Origin of the sequence: Shewanella sp. WXL01, assembly GCF_012263345.1 — a bacterium.
In the GTDB taxonomy this organism is placed as follows: domain Bacteria; phylum Pseudomonadota; class Gammaproteobacteria; order Enterobacterales; family Shewanellaceae; genus Shewanella; species Shewanella maritima.
This window is the reverse complement of record NZ_JAAIKQ010000002.1, coordinates 857,506-877,717: the sequence shown is the minus strand read 5'-3', so window position 1 is coordinate 877,717 and position 20,212 is coordinate 857,506. Positions and strand designations below refer to the sequence as shown.

General features: G+C 44.8%; 13 protein-coding genes. 10 read left to right on the top strand and 3 right to left on the bottom strand.

All coding sequences use genetic code 11. The annotated features are described in order from the left end of the window. Window positions 1-224: 224 nt before the first annotated feature. The 3 genes from G3R49_RS08830 to G3R49_RS08820 all read right to left on the bottom strand — a co-directional run bounded on the left by G3R49_RS08830 (window position 225) and on the right by G3R49_RS08820 (window position 5,588). Window positions 225-1,802: a general secretion pathway protein GspF gene (locus G3R49_RS08830; protein ID WP_167869372.1), complete on the bottom strand. Its 1,578-nt coding sequence runs from the start codon at window positions 1,800-1,802 to the stop codon at window positions 225-227. Between the two features lie 96 nt (window positions 1,803-1,898). Continuing rightward, on the bottom strand, window positions 1,899-4,334 hold the full coding sequence (locus tag G3R49_RS08825) for a LamG domain-containing protein (protein WP_245335292.1): 2,436 nt from the start codon (window positions 4,332-4,334) through the stop codon (window positions 1,899-1,901). Continuing rightward, window positions 4,335-5,588 (bottom strand): hypothetical protein, encoded by a 1,254-nt coding sequence (locus G3R49_RS08820; protein WP_167869371.1) that lies wholly within the window; start codon window positions 5,586-5,588, stop codon window positions 4,335-4,337. A 262-nt stretch (window positions 5,589-5,850) separates the two neighbouring features. On the opposite strand from G3R49_RS08820, the gene G3R49_RS08815 reads away from it, so the two are divergent. The 10 genes from G3R49_RS08815 to G3R49_RS08770 all read left to right on the top strand — a co-directional run bounded on the left by G3R49_RS08815 (window position 5,851) and on the right by G3R49_RS08770 (window position 20,108). Beyond that, window positions 5,851-8,637, top strand: a complete 2,787-nt coding sequence (locus G3R49_RS08815) for a hypothetical protein (RefSeq protein WP_167869370.1) — start codon at window positions 5,851-5,853, stop codon at window positions 8,635-8,637. Window positions 8,638-8,700: 63 nt separating this feature from the next. Next, complete coding sequence (locus G3R49_RS08810; RefSeq protein ID WP_167869369.1) at window positions 8,701-9,579, top strand: SH3 domain-containing protein; 879 nt, start codon at window positions 8,701-8,703, stop codon at window positions 9,577-9,579. Between the two features lie 65 nt (window positions 9,580-9,644). Further along, window positions 9,645-10,289, top strand: a complete 645-nt coding sequence (locus tag G3R49_RS08805; RefSeq protein WP_245335291.1) for an outer membrane beta-barrel domain-containing protein — start codon at window positions 9,645-9,647, stop codon at window positions 10,287-10,289. A gap of 122 nt (window positions 10,290-10,411) precedes the next feature. Then, entirely contained in the window at window positions 10,412-10,927 is a 516-nt protein-coding gene (locus G3R49_RS08800) for a TlpA disulfide reductase family protein (protein WP_167869367.1), read from the top strand. Window positions 10,928-10,947: 20 nt separating this feature from the next. Further along, the gene (locus tag G3R49_RS08795) at window positions 10,948-11,223 is read left to right on the top strand and encodes a DUF4266 domain-containing protein (RefSeq protein WP_167869366.1); all 276 of its coding nucleotides are present in this window, start codon (window positions 10,948-10,950) and stop codon (window positions 11,221-11,223) included. After that, window positions 11,210-12,430: a DUF3570 domain-containing protein gene (locus tag G3R49_RS08790; protein ID WP_348633915.1), complete on the top strand. Its 1,221-nt coding sequence runs from the start codon at window positions 11,210-11,212 to the stop codon at window positions 12,428-12,430. The genes G3R49_RS08795 and G3R49_RS08790 overlap by 14 nt, the downstream gene beginning before the upstream one ends. Before the next feature lie 35 nt (window positions 12,431-12,465). Further along, complete coding sequence (locus G3R49_RS08785) at window positions 12,466-13,047, top strand: AraC family transcriptional regulator (RefSeq protein WP_210147143.1); 582 nt, start codon at window positions 12,466-12,468, stop codon at window positions 13,045-13,047. A gap of 137 nt (window positions 13,048-13,184) precedes the next feature. Further along, the gene (locus G3R49_RS08780) at window positions 13,185-15,608 is read left to right on the top strand and encodes a hypothetical protein (RefSeq protein ID WP_167869365.1); all 2,424 of its coding nucleotides are present in this window, start codon (window positions 13,185-13,187) and stop codon (window positions 15,606-15,608) included. Next, entirely contained in the window at window positions 15,605-19,156 is a 3,552-nt protein-coding gene (locus tag G3R49_RS08775; RefSeq protein WP_167869364.1) for a tetratricopeptide repeat protein, read from the top strand. The genes G3R49_RS08780 and G3R49_RS08775 overlap by 4 nt, the downstream gene beginning before the upstream one ends. Beyond that, complete coding sequence (locus G3R49_RS08770; protein ID WP_167869363.1) at window positions 19,131-20,108, top strand: tetratricopeptide repeat protein; 978 nt, start codon at window positions 19,131-19,133, stop codon at window positions 20,106-20,108. The genes G3R49_RS08775 and G3R49_RS08770 overlap by 26 nt, the downstream gene beginning before the upstream one ends. Window positions 20,109-20,212: the final 104 nt, after the last annotated feature.

Sequence of the window (20,212 nt, the reverse complement as noted above, 5' to 3'; positions counted from 1 at the left end):
TGCATGGTCGATAATGATTTACACATGGAGTTAACCTAGTTAACTCCATTAATACCAATTAGGATAAATAAGTTATCAGAGATTACACAGGAAAAATCGCTTGTAACAAGGCAAGAATTCCAGCTAGCTAGTTGTTCTACCTACAAAATTTCTAACGAAGTTATAAGCGATTTTAACCAGTAAGAATGAGGACACTCTTATGCTAATGGTATAAATATATAAATCTACACTATTGGTTGGAAAGCCGTTAATGCATCTAACATTGCATTGGGTCCTAACCCTTGCCTTGGTGCTACTTGATTAAACATGCCCTGCTCACCATGGAGCGCCATATAGTTAAGTAGCACGGTATCAACCAACAAGTTCACGTTATTTGCAGACGGCGCCGAAGCCGTATCGACTGATGCATCGTCACGCATAAAACCAATTTGTTGATGACGCGCCATTTCTTCTTCGCTGCCGCCCATGAGCTGCGGCTTACCATTAGGATTAAATACTAAGAAGAAAGCTGCGCCCGTTGATGAGTTATCACCTGTCCACTCACCTTTACCGCGACCATTTTCAGAGTCGTCGATTCGGCCGTTACTGGCAACTGACCCGTCACTGAACACATAAAGCATAAGCGGCATATTGCGACGAGCTGCGTATTCAAGGCATGCTCCCATACAGCGACCAGCGCGTAGATCCCTTAGCTCACCCGTTCCACGCTCGCCAGTGTGGTAGTCAAAGCCCCCCATAGTGACCGTGCCTGCCCCCGAGTATCCGTTAACCACAAGTTTCATGATTGAAGCTGTTTTTTGAAACTCAGATTCACCATCGAACTCGTTAATGGAGAAAATGCCGGCTGGTCCTACAATATCAGGGTCAAGCACAGGGTTAAGCGTTGATGGATCGCCAAACCTGTCAGCTAAATCGGCGCTCTTCACATAACCACAATTAACCAGGTCTTTGATGACATCTTCTCGGGTTACTTGAGTATTCACACTCGCCATTTTTTGCGCACTGATCCGCTGAATACTTTCCATAACAGTGACGGCATCAGATTGCGATAACAGCCCAAATAAATCACCTACATCCACCAAACCTGTTACATCTGTTGGTCGGTCAATTTTGGTTGGCCTCTTACTTAAATCGATGAAATTGGCAGCTGGCATCGAATTACCACCAGAATCAGTATTGCGCGAACCAATCAAGGGCATTAATGAACCATCGGCTCCAGCTGCAGCAATCGCGTACATGGGATTGTGGGGGTTGTTGCCAGTATCATTGTCTGAGCGACACGGTATTACTGCACCATTAATCTTAGCTGCCGTGTCGGCTGACACTTTTTCTAATATGCCTCGCAAAAAGCCTGAATCTGAGTGAAAGGCTAAACCAAGGTCGGTATTAACTAAATCTGATGCACCTGTGTTCGGATCCATAACCGAAGGCACCATATCGCCAGGTAGCCCAAGCTTGTTATAACCTGCGGTCGACAAAAAGTCCTGCTGACCGCCAGCTCCCCCGACTAGCACGTTGGAACCGGCGATGTTTGCACCGCCTGCTAAGTCAAAGCTGATAAACGGAATTTTGCCTGCACCTTGTACATTTATACCACAGCTATTGCGTAGCGCTTCAAGATCAGGCGATAACGCTGCTTGCGCCTGATTAACATCAGCAAACAAACTAAACAGCGAAAGGCCTGCAACGGCCTGCCCACCTTTTACTAAGCCGGTTGCAATAAAGTCTCGGCGACTCATTGGACGGCGGTGATCGGCAAATAGCAACGGCTCATTAACGCCTTTGGTCCTTGGTTTACTCATAATGATGTCCTTTCAAATTGCTATTGTGTAAAACGCCTACCAAGTTGAAGTTTTTACTTTGTTTGATACTTATCTTCATACTCTTAACCGCGCCTCCTACTGCACAAGCATGACTGCGCTAGCAAGCACAGCAGTGCAGCTTGCTTTTGCAATAGTGCGAGTACGCTGCGCATCACAATTTGTTGAGCACTGCGATAGCTTATCGACTAGGTCACTTAGCTCATCGCTCACATCAAGGGCTTGTGGCTGCGTTGATAAACTCAGTGGCATCATACGATTGACAATTGGGTCAATCATATCGGCGCGATTAGCTTGACTCAGTGCAACCGCGGGCGGTTGATTAAAATCAATATTTGGCATCCAGGCATCGCGGATACTGACATCTTCAATCGCTTGATCACAGTATGCGATAGCTAGTTGGGTTACGCCCATCTGCTGAGCTGAAATGAAGGTGTCAATATTTTCAATGCTAGGTAGCTGGCGTTTCACCAACTGGTAGGTATCGAACACCTTTGTATTTGCAGGGCTAACGCCGGTTAAACTACTCATAGAATGGTTTATTTCGGCAAAGTTGCGAATACCGATATGGGCGGTTTCTGTAGTTGCGGGTAGCTCTTCTGGTGTGACAATCACCCCAGGCACACGCACATTGGTGTGCTCACCTAACTTATCGAAGGTTAAGAAAAACTCATCAAGGCTTGGGCCTTTTTCTAAACCTATAATCGTGCCCAATGGTGAAATAGGATGCGGTTCACCAAGAGCCTGACCTGCTGAGATATTTCGAGTCAGATTTGCATAAGATTGCCCTTGAGCACTCTCTTTACCATTCATACCAATGCGGATGCCGTTTACCTCAAAACCTTCGGCAACGCTATCGCCATTGATATTGACAATGGATGCGCCGTTAAATAGATAACTAAAGTTATCAAACTGACTCACCTCGAACATCACGTATGTTTCGGCTAAGTCAATCAAATGGCTAATTGAGAACAGCAAGAAGAACTTCTCGCCAACACCGACATCATAGTTCTGCGCGATTTGCTCAGCTTCTAGCTCACGATTAAATAATGCGAGTAAACGGATGTCACCTTGCCACACATGCTGATTTGATGCTTCTCGCCCAAGAATGAGTGCAAAGCTATCGTCCCAGCTTGCTAGCGGTGCAATATCCTCATCGACTATGTCGATCAAACGACCATTAACATAAATTTTGCGACCAGTTTGCGCATTGTAGGTTACAACAACATGTTGCAGTGTTGCCTGTAGCACTTCTCTGGCATCAGGCGTGCTCAGCGCAGGATCGCCATTAGCGTTAGACGCTGCTGTTCGCAGCATAAAGTCATAATTGTACTGAGTCTGTCCTAGAGTAAAGTTACGATCGTTGTCGCCGGCTGAATAAGACACAATGCGTGCAGGCCCTTCTTGCACCACATTATTGGGTGTTACCCAGGCTTCAATGGTAAATTCATTGGTGGCGGTGATTAAGTCATGAAACTTCTTACTCGATGCAGTACTGGCCTGCGCTTTAGCATTACGGAAAGTTATGCCCCAACTGCCAAGCCAGTCATAATCGCCTTGTAAGGTTAAGTTTGCCGCAGGTGTAATGCCAGATGTGTCATAGGCAATGTTACCTTCGCCGGCTTTAAACTGATAAAGCGCAATCATGTCATTTTCAAATCGCCCGCCACTTGATGCTGTAATACCATCAACAAGGCGTAGAGACTTAGACACCACCATATCTGGATCGATCGCATCGACCTCAATTGCATCACTCATCGCGTTCACTGCAGCTAGCATTTCTGCACTGTTCGCCTGACAATCGCTCCAACAATTATGGAACTCACTACCAAGCCTAACCACAAGACGGGACTGACTTGGTTCACCGAGATTAATCACCGTTTTGGCCGCTTCATAAGCTGAAGTTAAATCATTACTGGCAAAAAACGGCGATTGGGCAAAGTCTGCAGATTCATCATGACACTGCACACAGTATTGATTCACTATCGGATAAACATGTTGGCTAAACAACGTAGCATCTTCAGGAAAGTTTTTACTTGAGCCCGGGTCACGAATAACTGGTGCGGTTAATTCAATTGTATTGGCTGTTGATACGCGATCATCTGACCAAAGTTTAATCCATTGCGCCATGGTTTCACCGCAGGCAACATCACTTGCTAGCCAGCAGTTATGTCCGCCAGCTACCTTTTCAACGAGACGAGAATCTGCCGGAGTTGCAAGATCGACAAGCGGGTTTGTCGCAGCATAGGCATCATTTACGTCATTACGACTAGCAAAATACGGTGCTTGCAAACCTTCGGTATGGCAGGCGCCACATTTATCTTGAGTCGAAATATTATCCCACAAGGCGACTTTATACTTTTGAATGTCTTCAGTTGCTGGTGGCGGACCACTATAAACATCTGAGGTTGGGTCTTGCTGCTGAGGTGGATTTTGCTCTACCTCACTGCCGCCACATCCATATAGGGCAATCAACAATGCGGTAAGGGAAAGCGTATTCATGGATTTCATCATTTACTCTCCCATACAGTAGTTGCCAACTTCAGCAAAGGTGCGCTTTAGTTGATAACCATTTTGCTTAAACGAATCCGTGCTTGCGCTTATCTGCGCTAAGTCAGCATTAGATTCTGCATCGCGCAGACAAACCGCTTTAAATACTTTTTTAACCTGGCATTGTGCGAAGGCTTCACTGTTAGCTAGCTCTTGCCCCAAAGATTTGGCGCCATAGCCTTTGCCTGGCAAAGAATCACTCCAACCTAAATGTTGATTGATACCAGTGCGCCAATAGTTCTGCCATTCATCATCTGGCGTGGCAAAGCCATAAGGGAAAGTCGTGGAGTTAATATGATATTTTGCTTGCACACGCGTCCCCGTCTCTGGGTCAGTTTGGCCAGCGCGGTTATATACTACTGCGCCGCTTTCACCTTGTGGGTCATTGTCTAAATCAAACTCATAGTTGTAATAAGCAAACGCCTGCGCGAGCGGATCCATGCCAGTATGGCAGGCAGAACAATTGTTGATAAATAACCGGCTATCGCCACCTGGGCTGCGGCTAACGTCTTGACGGATCCTATCAGTAGGCAAGCTGTTGTCTTTTAGCGGCTCTAAGTCAGTGCACAAATGGTTCATCAAGGTAAAGCGCAACATGGCGCGATTGGTTCCGAGATAAAAGAATGCCTTAGCTGCAGCCCTTGTAGTAAGTACGCCTGCTGTTGCGTCTGCTGGAACATTGGAAACAGACGATTGACTGGTTGCCACTAGATGTTGCTGCAAATCGATAAATCCATCTTCTAGCGCCTGATAATGAGCATTGTTGTTAGTGTTATAAGCAGGCAGATTAAGCGTATCGTCACCAACATAAACAGTATCGGCCTGCAAAATTTGCCGAAAATCAACATCGTCACGCACCATACCAATCACTGTCGCGGAATAATCATTGAGTGGCTCAAAACTATCTTGATCGATATTAGTCCAGGGCGTTGCAAACAGTTTTAAGGTAGTGGAATAAAAAGCGGGTGAAGACATCGCCATGTAGGCAGCTTCAATTGGCTTGTTGTCGTCGATTAACTGAGCCATATCCAAAATTATTTGCTCAGATGGCGGTACGCCAGCTAAGCGATCATGTAATCTTTTAGCTTGTTCAAGACTGCCAGCGGTCAAATTCGCACTGTAGCCCATAGACAAAACGATCAAACTCGTGCAAAAAATTGACGCTTTCTTATGATCATTTTTACCGAACCATTTAAACGTTGTTTTAAATGGAATCATTTTGCGTTCCTTGTTGATTCTTTGTGTATTTGTGTCCATACACACTTCCCAGATACTTATTTTCATTTGTTTACAAATTAATCAAAACGACAAATTGTTGACGTAGAATTTAGCTAATTTGTTGATGTTAAATTCATTTTGTTAACAAATATATTTTTAAAAAAGTATTGAAACACTGGGGCTAGACGGCAATAATGTCAAGAATTATTACAAGGTTTAAACCTAAATTTAACACATTAGATTTAGGATCAAGGAACGATAGATGGCACTTAATTTTGTTCACAAGTTAAGTAATCGAATAAACATAAAGCGCAATAATTTTAATCGGCTTACGCATATTCGATCGCGATCGCCGCTTGCATTTAAAACATCAGCGGTATTCGCTTGTTATCTATTAACTGCATGCAATACGGAAACAGCCGTTCGTGAACAACAGGCCGATCCTGTACTAGTTGAATACCCTGTGATTATGCTGCAGCGCAGTCACGAAAATATTGATAATAATATTGCCGCGCCAATATTTGATATCAGCGACCCAACCCGATTTAATGGCGGAGCCGAGCTTTGGTTTAAACAAAATGCGTTTGCAGATACCCTCGCGGAAAACATCAGTCATGCTTTGTTTGCAACCGACGGTGCTGAATCAGCAGCAGATGAATCCCCTCACCCAATCATAGATATTCGTGATTTAAGCCTTGCTGATGATGGTCAATCATTTTTAGTTTCTATCCGCGCCCCTGAAATCGAAGGCGTAGATGAAGATGAGCAGCCTAGCTGGAACATTTGGCGATTTGATTTAGCAACAAAAAGTTTTAGTCGCATTATTGCCGACGATACTACTGCCGAGTTGGCTGATGATCTAATGGCTTCTTACTTACCTGACGGGCGAATTATCTTTGCATCAACTAGGCAAAAGCTATCACGCGCGATCTTGTTAGACGAAGGTAAACCTCAATACACTGCGCTTGATGAGTTTCGTGACGACCCAACATTTAATATCCATATTATGGATGGCGATGGCAGCAATATTAAGCAGTTAACGTTTAATCTAAGCCACGACTTTTATCCATTGATACTGCAAAACGGCAAAGTACTGTACAGCCGTCTCGATGCCATGGGGGGCAATCACGGCATTAACCTTTATTCGATGAACCCAGATGGTACTGACAATCAGTTAGTGTTCGGTTGGCATTCTCATAACGAAGAATTAAATGGGCAATTGACCAATTTAAACTATATCGGTACTAAGCAATTACCAGATGGTCAAGTTTATCTGCTGGCCCAAAATAATGATGAAACCTTAACTAACCGTCAGCCAATATCCATCAACATCACCGACTTTATTGATAATCGCCAAACAATTGCCGATAGCAATATCACAGGCAGTGCCATCGCCGATATTGAATTTACCAGTTACCAATTTAATTTCAGCGATCAAATTAATCCTGATGGACGTTTATCTTCGCTATTTGCCCTACCCGATGAGAGTCAGCGGTATTTAATTTCCTGGGATTTGTGCCGTGTGATTGTTGAAGAGCAAATTAGAAGCTGTGGCCAATTAACAGACGAGCAATTAGCAAGCCCAGATATAAACTTAGCGCCAGCTTTGTATGAGTTATGGCTGCTTGATAACGCAAATAATACCCAGCAGTTAGTCGCAACGCCTGAGCCGAATACCTTCTTTACCGAAGCTTTGGTAATGCAAGCGACAAGCACACCCAAAACCTTTATCGCAGATCGCGTTGCTGGCAACGAGCTTGATTTTGAGCTTTATCAAGCACAAGCGGGCGCACTGCATATTCGAAGCGTATATGACTTTGACGGCCAAGACGTCACCATCACCAACGCAACGCCTAACGGCATTAATGATATTAAAGACCCAACTAAAGTCACGGCTGCTCAGCACCCGGTACGTTATTTAAGGATAGTGCGCGGCGTGCCAATGCCGCCAGATGAAGTTCGTGATATTCCCAATACTGACTTTGGCCGCAGCAGCAATCAGTTGATGCGTGAAATTATTGGCTATACACCAGTGCAACCTGACGGCTCAGTAAAAGTTAAAGTGCCAGCCAATACACCGTTTGCCATTAGCATGTTAGATGCTAACGGCCAAAGAATTGGTGGTCGTCATCAACAATGGATGTCAGTAAGACCTGGCGAAACCTTAAATTGTATCGGCTGTCACACTGCTTCAAGTACCGCGCCCCATGGTCGATACGACGCCCAGCCACAATCAATTAACTCTGGCGCAATCGGAGGCAGCGCATTTGCTAATACCAAGCCGTCACTGATTGCCGAGCAAGGTCAAACCATGGCCGAAGTGGTAGAGACTCACTTAGGTTTACCAGAGCTAAGTAGTGACCTTGTTTACCAAGATATTTGGACAGATGAAGCTCTCTCGGCGCTGAACCCTGATGAGCGACATGAGTACCAAGCTTTAACTACATTAGTACCTAATGGCAGTAGCTGTTTTAACCAGTGGAACGCCTACTGCCGGATCCAAATTAATTACGAAGAACATATTCAGCCACTATGGCAAACACCAAGATTGGTTGTTGATGAGCAAACTCAAGAACTTATCGCTGATAACACCTGTATTGCTTGTCATAACCGCGTTGATGGCGACGCGCTAGCCATGGTGCCAGCAGGACAACTTGAATTACTAAACTCGCCTTCAAGCGATCAAGCTGCCCACATGACCAGTTATCGCGAGCTGTTTTTCAATGATGTTGAGCTAGAAGAAATTGAAGGTGTATTGGTTGACCGCTTAGTCGAGCTACTCGACGAAAACGGTGAAGTGGTTTATCAAACCGATGCCGACGGCGAGCTAATTCTTGATGAAGAAGGCAACCCTATCCCAGTGATGACCACTGTACCGGTTAACAGTATATTGCGTACCGGCGGTGCGGCAGCAAGTAGTCGCTTTTTTGAAGTCATGGCTAACCCGACCCACCAAGGCATGTTAACGAGTGCAGAATTAAAGCTGATTAGTGAATGGTTAGATATTGGGGCGCAGTATTACAACACCCCGTTTTACACTCAAGAATGATTTGCTGCATATAAGCAGCATCGATGAACTTTAGTAAAGCAGATAAAAATACAGGCAAGCATAGTGAGAACAACAATAATAAATAACTTTATGCCATCTAAGTACGTGTCAGTTAACACACGTCTGCTTGTCGCATCTTTACTCGTCTCAACTTTATTCGCGACAGGTTCAATTGCATCAGCCCCTGCGTATGCCAATAACGACAGCCAGAATATTAACCTTGCGCCTGAAGCAACTGAAGCAACTGAAGCAACTCAAAGAACTGAAGAAGAAAACGACCGAATACAGGTCACCATTCAAGTGCCGTTTGTCGAGCTGCATTCAGGACCGAGCAAAGGTTATCCGGTTGAACATGTTATTGAACAAGGCGATCAAGTTGAAGTTATTTTAAAGCGCACCTCTTGGTACAAGGTAAAAACTCGCTCAGGGCTTGAAGGATGGTTTCACGAAGATGCACTGCAAAGTCTTGCTCATCATGGTGAAACTGTCGCTATTGCACCAAAAACTTATCCATTTGCCAACCGCGATAGCGAGTTTGGCATTATGTATGGCGACTTAGAAGGTGCTAACTACCTTGGAGTTTACGCTGATTACGCTTTTAGTGACGTATTTAGTGCAGAGCTTACCTTCGCTAAAGCCTTCGGCCAGAGCTCAGATAGTACGCTTTACACCGCAATGCTGTTAGCACATCCATTTCCGGATTGGTTTGTCGTCCCCTACCTAGGTGTAGGCGGCGGTTACATTCAAATTGAACCACACAGCATTATTGCTGATGCCCATGATAGACAACACACACTTATGACTAGCGCACTCGGGGTTAAATACCCATTTACTCGTAATTTTATTATTCGCGCAGAGTACAACTTGTCATTAGCACTAACCGACAGAGACGTTAACGAAGAGATAGAAACATGGAAAATTGGTTTCAGCGTATATTTTTAAAGCCCTTATTTATAAAACCCTTGTTTGTGAAGACTGGGGCTTTAAAACCTTTGGTATCACAAGCTTTGGCAGTTAGGGCGCGCTCTATTAGCCAACTAGGTGTGGTTGTGCTATTGGCTGGCAGCGTGTTTTCGCCAGTGAGCCATAGCGCTGAACAAACCCCAGTAAAAGCCGATGTCGACCGACGCGAAGTGCTAGACGATGTCATTGACTCTGAAAATTGGGAAATTGGCGCCAAAGTTGGCTTGATGTCCATTGAAGATTTTGAGTCTAGCTTATGGCTTAGCGGTCATCTTGGTTATCACATCAGCGAACACTTTTATGTAAAAGCGCGTTACGCCAGAGCCAAAGCCGGACTCACAAGTTTTGAGAAGTTAGCCAACACAGCGCCATTGCTTACTGACGAGCAGCGCGAGATGACCTACTACGGGTTAAACCTTGGCTACAACTTCTTACCAGGTGAAATTTTCTTCTCTGAAAATACAGTATTTAACAGCATCTTTTCATTCGAGCTAGGTGGCGGCAGTACCGAGTTTGCAGGAGATAGCCAATTCACCATAGACGTTACTGCTAACTATCGAGTGTTTTTTACTGATGGTTTGGCCTGGGACATCAGCATGAGTGATTACCTGTTTAATACAGAGGTAACTGGCAAGTCTAAAACCACTCACAACCTGACGTTCGCAACGGGTATTGCCTGGTACTTTTAGCGAGATTAGCGAACCAAACAATCACTAACTCACAAATTTAGCCATTGCGAACAGTGAATATTAGTCACGAATAATCAGTAGTAGTCACAAACAGAAAAGAATTAATCAAGGACAAAGCAATAATGATCAGGACTATCAAAAACACGTTAATCAAACCACTGTACTTTGCCGCGCCACTTTGTCTAGCATTGAGCGCGAGCGTACAAGCCGTAGAGGTTGGTGACAGCGCACCTGATTTTACCCTTAAGAGCTTAACTGGCGACAATTTAAACCTGACCGAGCAGCGCGGCGAAATTATTGTGCTTAATTTCTGGGCTTCTTGGTGCGGGCCATGCCGTAAAGAAATGCCGATACTGCAAAAATTACAGGATAAATACCAAGACCTTGGCGTACAGGTATGGGGCGTAAACGTTGAACAAGACAACGAGGCCGGTCGCAACTTCCTAAAAGGCTTAGATTTAAGCTTCCCTATTCTGTTTGACCAGACCAACACCCTTTCAGAAGACTATGACGTTAAAGCGATGCCGACCACTGTCATCATCGATCGCAGTGGCAGTGTTCGTAATGTCTATTACGGCTATCAGGATGGCTATGAGAAAAAATATGCCAAAGCCATTAAGACGCTTATTCGCGAATAAGTAACCCAAAGGAATCGTTTATGTCTGTTTGCAATTCACCAGTTTACAGCTTGTCTACATTGAAAAGGCCTGCTTTGTTCATTGCCCTGTTAACTTCACTCTCTGCGTTAACAGGTTGCAGTGCAATGAATATTGAGCCTTGGGTAAAACCTTATGAAAGGCAAAATCTGGCGGATCCGATTATGAAATTTTCGCGTCACCCTGTGGCCAACATGCACGTTGCGCACGTGTTAGAGGGCCGTGAAGCCAGTCGCGGCGCTGAAGGTACTGGAGGTGGCGGTTGTGGCTGTAACTAACCAAGCTTGCTCAATGGTAAATTGGATGCTTATGGGCATATCTCGCATCAAGGGTGTTTTATTAACTGCAACATCATTATTGAGTGGCTCTGTTTGTAGTCTCGCTCTTTTGGCATTAACTGCAAATGTACAAGCCGCGATCTTAGAGCCAGATCGCGCTGATGTCTTGTACCACAGCTATGAGGGTGGCGGCATGAAGATCGACGGCCCTTCAGTGCTGCTACGTAAAAAAGCAACCGAATCGGTTGCTGTCACTGCATATTATTATCTAGATAGCATTTCATCGGCATCAATCGATGTTGTTAGTACGGCAAGCCCCTATCAAGAAACTCGTCATGAGGGGCAATTAGGGCTTGAATACCTTAACGATAAAACACTAATGACAGTCAATGCTCGCCAAAGCCATGAGGATGATTACCTCGCAAAGTCGTTTAGTTTGGGGATTTCTCAGGATACCTTTGGCGATCTCACTAACTTAAGTTTAGGTTTATCCTACGGCGATAACGAAATTCGTCGCAACGGTGACGATAATTTCTTTGAGACCAGCGAACAATACCGGCTGCGTGCGGGGATCAGTCAGATCCTCACTCGCAATATGACTGCAGCGCTCAACTTTGAAGCGATTGCCGATAAAGGTTATCTCAATAACCCCTACCGCACAGTACGTTTTATCGATAACTCAGTGCCATCGGGTGTTGGCTATCAAGCAGAAGTGTACCCAGAAACCCGCAATTCTTTTGCCAGCAAGCTATCTACAAGTTACTTCTTGCCTTATCGAGCAGCGCTGTTTTTACACTATCGCTATTTCAGCGACAGTTGGGACATTAAGGCAAATGATGTTGAGCTTGGCTACCGCCACCCTATTGGCGAATCATTTGAGCTTGAATTGAAGCTGCGTTATTACCAGCAAACCCAAGCCTCTTTTTATAGCGACCTCTTTCCTTACCGCGATGCACAAAACTTTATGGCGCGCGACAAGGAGCTGAGTGACTTTAATGACATGACTTACGGCCTAGGGGTGACGTACACAATGCCAAAAAGCTTGAGCATCAATGATTGGCCATCAGAAGCGTCACTGCAATGGGACTATATTCAATTTAACTATAACAATTTCCGCGACCCTACCGCTGATGGCGGCGTAGGCAACGAACCGTTTTATAAATTTTCAGCCAATGTAATCCGCGCTTTTTATAGCGTGTATTTCTAACAATTAGCGACAACAGGATGTTAAAGGTCTTTTATATGAATAAAGAGCAGCTAATAGAAAAAATCGTAGCGTTTTTTAAAGCGGTGATCAGCTGCGCGCTGTTAGTGACATGTTTATGCATTTTCTCGGCAGCAGCTAATGATGCGACCACCAGCACCGAGGAGACACGCACACAACTTGGTAACGATATCGAGTCATTAAAAAGCGAAGTATTAAAACTTAACCGCGATCTGTTTGTACTTGAAGAAGATCTATTGTTCCCTGCAAGCACGCAAGTTGCTGTGTTCGTATCAGTAGATGTAGGACGTTTCTTTAAGATTGATAGCGTCGAAGTAAAGCTAAACGGCGATAACGTTGCAGGCGCGCTTTACACCAAACGCCAACGAGCAGCACTAGAGCGCGGCGGAATCCAGCGTTTATATCTAGGTAATTTAAAAACAGGCCAACACCAGTTAACAGCCATAGTTACTGGATTAGATAACGAAGGCCGCACTGTGCAGCGCGCAGCAAACTATCAATTCGAAAAAGATGATGAAGCTGTGATGCTGGAACTAAAAGTTGTCGATAGTGAGTCAAGTTACCGCGCTGACGTGCAAATAGAGCAATGGGTCCTGTAATGCACTGCAATGTAGCACCAGTCAAAGACTCGAGTCGCAAATCTCAAAATCGCGTCAACCTATGTGCGAAGAAACACGTTCCTATTAAGTCCCATATTAGACTTAAGCCTTTAGTTTGCGCTTTACTCAGCCTATTCATGACAGTAAGTCCACAGCTGTCACTTGCTCAGCAAAACGAAAGTCTTGATCTAACATCTAATGACAACGAAAGCAGGACACAAGTAGAGCTTACGCACGCAAGTAAAAAGCGCACAGATATTGACGAAAAACGCTACCGCCTAGCGTTATTTCATTATTTTGCGGGTGACTTTGAACGCGCCCTTGCACAGGTCGAACTAAATCAAACCCGTTATAACAGTAGCTCGTTTAAAAGCCAGTTATTTAAGGCAGGACTTGAGGTTAACCTTGGGCTAAATGCGCGGGCAACACAGACCCTAACTGAGCTTACTAACTATTCCCGTACATCTAAATCACAGGCAACTAAATCACTGACAACTAAACCCGAGCAAATAGCTACCACTACTCGAGATGAAAATACCACTACCACCAAAGAACTAAAGTTAATTGCCTTATTGCAATTAGCTGAGCAGTACATAGAACAAGGCAAGTTCACTCAAGCTCAACGTAGCCTAGCTCGCATCGATTGGTTACCACAATCTTACGCCGCTAAATACGGCATTATGAATCAGCTAGCACATTGGCCAGATAGCGCGCCTTCATTAGTGACAGCGATTGATGATGAACAAGCAGGCTTAGTAGTTAACCAAGATGAAACCCAGTCTGAATTAGCTGATGCTGAGCATAGTCAGTCGCTAGAGCAAGCCTATTTAAAACTCAATCAAGCGCTTATCGATATGCAAAACGGTGATAACTCATCAGCTATCACTAAGCTTGAGCAGGTTAAAAACCGCCATTGGCAAGATGAACCACAAGGCTTCTGGCAATCGCTTTTCTCATTTGCTGCGGATGAATACTCAGAAGATGGAAATCTTGGTTCAGGCGTCGCTTACCACTCACAAAGTGTACCTTCGCAAATGCAGCAACAAGCCATTGTAGATTATGCGACTTTGCTACAAGCGCAGGCCTATACCCTAGAGCAAGATTACATCCAAGCGTTTGAACTACTATCAGGTTTTCCAGGCCAAAGCCCCTATGCTAACAGCGCTGTTTTCTTGTACGCCCATGCCGCAAGTGAACTTACTGGTGTTGAACATAACAACAGACATGCCAACAGAAAGTTAGCTAAGCAAATGTATCAGCTACTAATCGAACAAGCACCCCATTCTGATTTGGCTTATCAGGCGTATTTGCTTCAAGTACCACTTATTTTTCGCCATCAATATGGTCAAAGCCTGATTGACGATCACACAGATGCGAAGTTGAATAGCGATCAGCTAAGTCCACGCCAGCTAAATAAAAGCCAGCTAAATCCTTCGTTAACCCTTGAGCGGATTGAAGATGCATATCTAGCCATCGCCCAACTTGAGTATTCACAAAACCAATATACACAACTGATAAAGTCATTAGACGAATTTTCCAGCGCCTTTGCTAACAGTGCTGATGTTTTGGCGCTGAGCTCTCCGCGACCTACAACCTTAAACTCAGACTCACAAATAACAGAACTGGGCTTAGCCTCAAGCAATAGTCGTTCACCATGGATAAATAAAGCACTCAACAGCCCGGCTCTTAAGCACAGTTTTAAAACATTAACGAGTATGCGTGCGATGTCGCAGTCGGTTAGCGATTTAAACGATCAAAGTTTGTGGTTAGCTGACACCATTGCAATGAATCAAAAGCGCAGACAATCAATTATTACCCACAGGGCAAACACTAATTATCAGCAGTTGATTAACGAACTTAACCAGCAAGTTACTGCGCTTACCGACCAAGTTGAGCAGGCAAAGCTTGCGCCCGTTAAGTCTCAAACCCTGTTTGCCAATACTCGGCAGCAAGACTGGCTCACTCGCATTGAACGCAGCCAATTGGGTTTAACACGTATTAGCCAATTGGATGGTGCAAAGGATTTAACAGACTATATTAGCCGTCTAAAGCGTGTACAAGGGGTATTAAACTGGCATCTGTCTCAGCAGTTTCCTGAGGCGCTTTGGCAGCATCGGGTTCAAGCTAAAGAGCTAAAGCAAGCCGCTGATTCGCTGAACCTGCAATACCAATCGCTACAAAAAAGTAGCGCTAACAGCGACACCTTAAATCAATATGCCAAGGCACAACGTCAATATCAGTTGCAGATAGACTCGCTTAGTAGACAACTGGTCACGGTTAACCAGGTATTGCAAGCCGACATTAAAGCGCAAGTTGCGCAATTTGTGATGATGGAGAAGCAAAAGCTTGAATCTCACCTACTAGAAAGTCGCCACCAATTAGCAAGTTTACTAGAGCAGCTAACCCTGCTTGAACAATCTCTTAGCAGCCTTGAGCAAACGAACAGCCATGAGCCTGAAAAAAGCCGTGAGCTTGAAAATAACCTTTCTATGAATGAAAGCAGTAAATTTACCCAGGCTGCATATCGTCAACAAGCAAACATTAAAGAGGCACAGATATGAAACACAAGCATGCCTCGGCAATGAATCCTTTTACTGATATTAAATACAAACCAAAGGTTAATCCGCTGGCGGTGTTGATCACTACTAGCTTATTGTTTGCCTGCTCAAGCTCTGAGCACGGCGAGCAAGATTATTCCAATCAAGGTCGCGCTACCCTAGGGCAAATGGCAGAGCAACGGCAAGGCGATGCCAACCTACAGGCTAATAACCAACAAGCGCTTGCCAATGCACGTTTATCTGAAAACCAGCGCAGGCAAAAATTAGCAGCAATTTATAGTGAATTGCTGATGACTGAGCCAGACCCGACTACCCGCAGTGCCGTAGAGTATCGACTAGTGCAGCTCGATACAGAGTCTTATGAACATGACTCTTTGGCGGCTCTGGACCAAATCGACAGCGATCCCAATGCCAATGCCGAGCTGATCCTCGCCAGCGATGCCAAAGCGTTAAATGAGCTTGTGACTGATTATGAGTCATTGCTAAAACGCTACCCTAGCCGCCCGGAAAATCAGCAGATCCAGTACCAATTAGCCAAAGCTTATGAACTGCAGGGTAATCAACAAAAAAGTCTCAGTGAAATTGAATCTTTATTATCTCGCTATCCAAATAGCATTTATTTAGCTGAGCTCAACTTTAGACGCGGTGAAATCTATTACAACCAAAAGCAATATGCAAAAGCTTATGATGCCTATAAGCAAGTCATTGCTGCGCCAAATGGCGATAAGTACCGGTTAAATAGTATGTACATGTCTGGCTGGGCACTGTTTAAACAAGCAAGGCTTTATCAGGCTGACAATCAGTTTCTTGCCGTATTTGACGCCATGATTGACTTACATGAATCTAGTCCATCTACGCTCAAAGCTAATACAACGGATGCTGACTCTACAGATAGTCAAACTGCTGCGAAAACCGTGGACTTTAGCTTTGAGACACTGAATCAGCAGTTTCAGAATATTGCGATTGACACCCAAAGGGTGTTGAGTATTTCACTTAGTCAACAACTGCAGGCAGAGTCGTTAGTACAACTGATCACCGATAACCAGGACGCTAAGCACTTATCGAGATACCAACATATCTTGTTCGACAACCTAGCTAAATTCTTATTAAGTAAGCAGCTTCCTACTGATGCTGAGCGTGCCTATGAAGCTTACATTGACTTAGCACCTAACTCAGTTTGGGCCGCTAGATATAGCCTAGCGCTGTTAGAGCTTTATCAAACTCAAGGCAAGTTTGCAGCAATGCGTGCGCTCAAACAAAACTATGTAACCCGTTATGGTTTAGATAGTGAGTTTTGGCTTAATGCAAACGATGACATCCGCACCGAGTTAATCCCACAACTACTTAGCTTTAGTGAGCAAGAAGGTCGTCGCCGTTATGCTTATGCTCAATCGATCAACGCCAATGGAAGCGCAGACGCAAAAAAAACTACGCCAGCATCTGAAGTGTCTCAAGCTACTGAGCAAACATTTGTTAGCCGCGTCGACGCGTTTGCAAACGCTGCCGATGCACTTAAGGTCTACCTAGAGTTAGTCGAGGTCAGTCAATCTAAGCCTTTTGCAAAAGCAAACCTTTATACGAACGATCTACTACAAGATAAATACCTTTACGCTGATGCAAACTTTGAAGCGAGACGCTACCACGTGGCATTAGCCACTTATCAAGAGATTGCCTACCCGGTAATGACGCAGGCAAGTGAGGAGCAAAGTAAACTGCAACGCCAGGCAGCTTATGATGCGACCATTACTGTACGTAAAGATATTGATTTACTTAAATTAAGTGAATTTAAACAATTTAGGGCAGTGACAAGCGACACCCACTTAGCGCAGCAACGTCTACGTGATCAGCTCGACGATCAGTTTATTAGCCACTATAGCGATGATAAGCGCGCATTAGCGCTCGCAGCGGTTGCCGCAGAGCTAGCTTTTAAAGCCGAAAAACCGCAGCGCTTGATGCACTATGCTGACTTTTTACTGCTTAAACATGGAGTGATAACCAAACAAGACAGTAGCGTTGATGAGCGAAATAAATTGATTGTCGGCAATCTAGCGCCACTTACGACCACAACGATTGCTAGCATTAATACGAATGCAACTGGTGACGCTGCCACAGATGCTACATTCAATTTTGCCGACCAAGTGACTAAACAGCCAACTGCGCAATCAATAGCACAATCAACTGCACGATCAGCGGATCTGTTATCGACGAGTTCTTCCTCTCAAGTCGATGCTCAAGACATGTGGCAAACTCGCATTAGTTACAATCCGACAAATATTGGCCGCATAAGAACAGCTCAGCAATTAACAGCAGCAAATTCAAACAATTCTAGCCTTTCAGGTGTCGCCCTGAAACAAGTGCAGCTGGCAAGCCAGCTGTATGCGCATCAGCAGTATCAACTTGGCTTTTATGCTCAAGCAGAATCAGCCTATGCCCTGGCGCTTAACTTTACTCAGAACGAGCCTAGCAACAATAAGGAAATGCGCAATTTGCTGGCATCGAGTATTTACCAGCAAGGGCAAGAGACAAAGAGCGAGCAACCACTTGTCGCAGTAGAACATTTTCTGCGTCTAGGGGTACAAATTCCTGAGTCTGACTACCGTGCAAACGCTGAGTTTGAAGCCGCTGATATTTTATTATCGCAGCAGCAATGGCAACAAGGCGCCGACTTACTTAAAGTCCTTGCCTTGCGCTACCCAAACAACCCGATGAGCGCATCTATTCCAGCTAAGTTAACTCAATCTTACGAATCGTTAGAGCATTGGGATCTGGCGGCAGAGCAACTGCTGGTTATGATTGCGAGTGCTGATGAAGCTGACGTAGCGCTTAAGCGAGAAGCACAATACACAGCGGCAGATTATTACCTTAAAGCAGGCGATCGCGATAATGCACTTAAGCATTTCCGCACTTATGCTCATAGCTACCCTCAACCTTTCGATATCGCTCAGGAAGTTCGTTTTAAAATGAGTGAGTTTTACCGTGAAGATGGTGAAACCAACAAGATGCATTTTTGGCACCGCAAGATATTATCAGCGCATAAACAAGAGGTGCAAAACGGTACCAGTTTTACCACCCGTAACAAACAACTCGCCTCGTCTGCCGCATTTGAACTTGGCCAGGCTCACAAGCAGAGCTTTGAGTGGGTAAAACTTACCCATCCGCTACCTAAAAGCCTAAAGCGTAAGCAAAAACAGATGAAGCTAGCGATTGGTTATTACCAACAGGTACTTGATCTTGCACTAGCAGAACGCGTGCCACAAGCCACATATCAGTTAGCGCAAATGTATCGGATTTTAGCGGCGGATGTGATGGACTCGCAACGACCGACAGATCTTGACGAACTCGCACTTGAAGAATACGAAATTCTACTCGAAGAGCTCGCTTATCCATTTGAGGAAAAGGCGATAGAAATCCACGAAAGTAATAGTCAGCGAGCCTGGCAAAATGTATTTAACCAATGGGTTGAAAAAAGCTTTAGCGCACTAGCCGAAATGACCCCAGCACTATATCAAAAACAGGAGTTAACACATGATGTTATTGAAACCATGTATTAGCCCAGCACTATTCATGCATCAATGTTATGAGCGCTGTTTATTTGCCCCTTTTGCTCATAAGCATCAAGCCCGATCTAAACAGGCAAAAATAATTAGTTTTGTAGCTGCTTTACTTGTGTCCACGCTCACTGGCTGCGCTAGCAATACATCACCAACACACGGGCAGCAGTCAAGCGAGCAGCAATCTTCTAACACCAGTGACGAGCTTAAGAGTATCGGCAGCGAAATGGCTGCTATGCATCAAGTTAATCCAAATATAGGCGACTCAGTAGCAACAAACAGCGCAAATGCCCACAGTGGTACTGCAACAGCAACGAATGCCGCTAACCTGTATTTGCTTACTGCCAGCAACCAGCTTGAGTCAGTATCAAGCGCTGATAAAGCCAAGTACCAGCAAGCACTTAAATTAATCAAGCAGCAACAGTGGCACCAAGCAACGCAGCAGCTTAATGATCTTGCAGGTAAATACCCCAATCTTTCCGGCGTATGGGTCAACCTTGCCATCATAAAATTAAACACTGGGGATATAGACCAAGCAAAAGCGGATATTGACCACGCGTTAGCCTTGGCTCCCAATAACCCCTTCGCACTGCAACTTCGCGGACAAGTAGCAAGGCAACGAGGTGAATTTGAACTTGCGCAGCAAAGCTATCTTCGCGCCCTATCGGTATGGCCGGCTTACCCACAAGCCCAACTTAACTTGGCAATTCTGCTTGAGTTATATCGTGGTCAGTACCTAGAAGCTCACCAATACTACAGCGCGTACCTGATTCACAATCCAAATGATGATTTAGCTAAGCGCTATCTGGCTGGCCTTGAAATTAAAATGCGCCGCAGCGGCGTTGAGATCCCAGCCAAAACTGTTAACGAGCCTAACATCAATAATGGCACAAACGTTAGCCAACAATCGGAAGCATCAACCGAGTTACAACCTTTGGAGCAAATGCCATGATGCTGAAAGTTAATTTAAAAGAATTCATTACAGGGAAGCTATTAAGCATAGCCCACGTTCTACGGCACAGAAATATGCACTATTTAGTATCAATTTTTTTGATA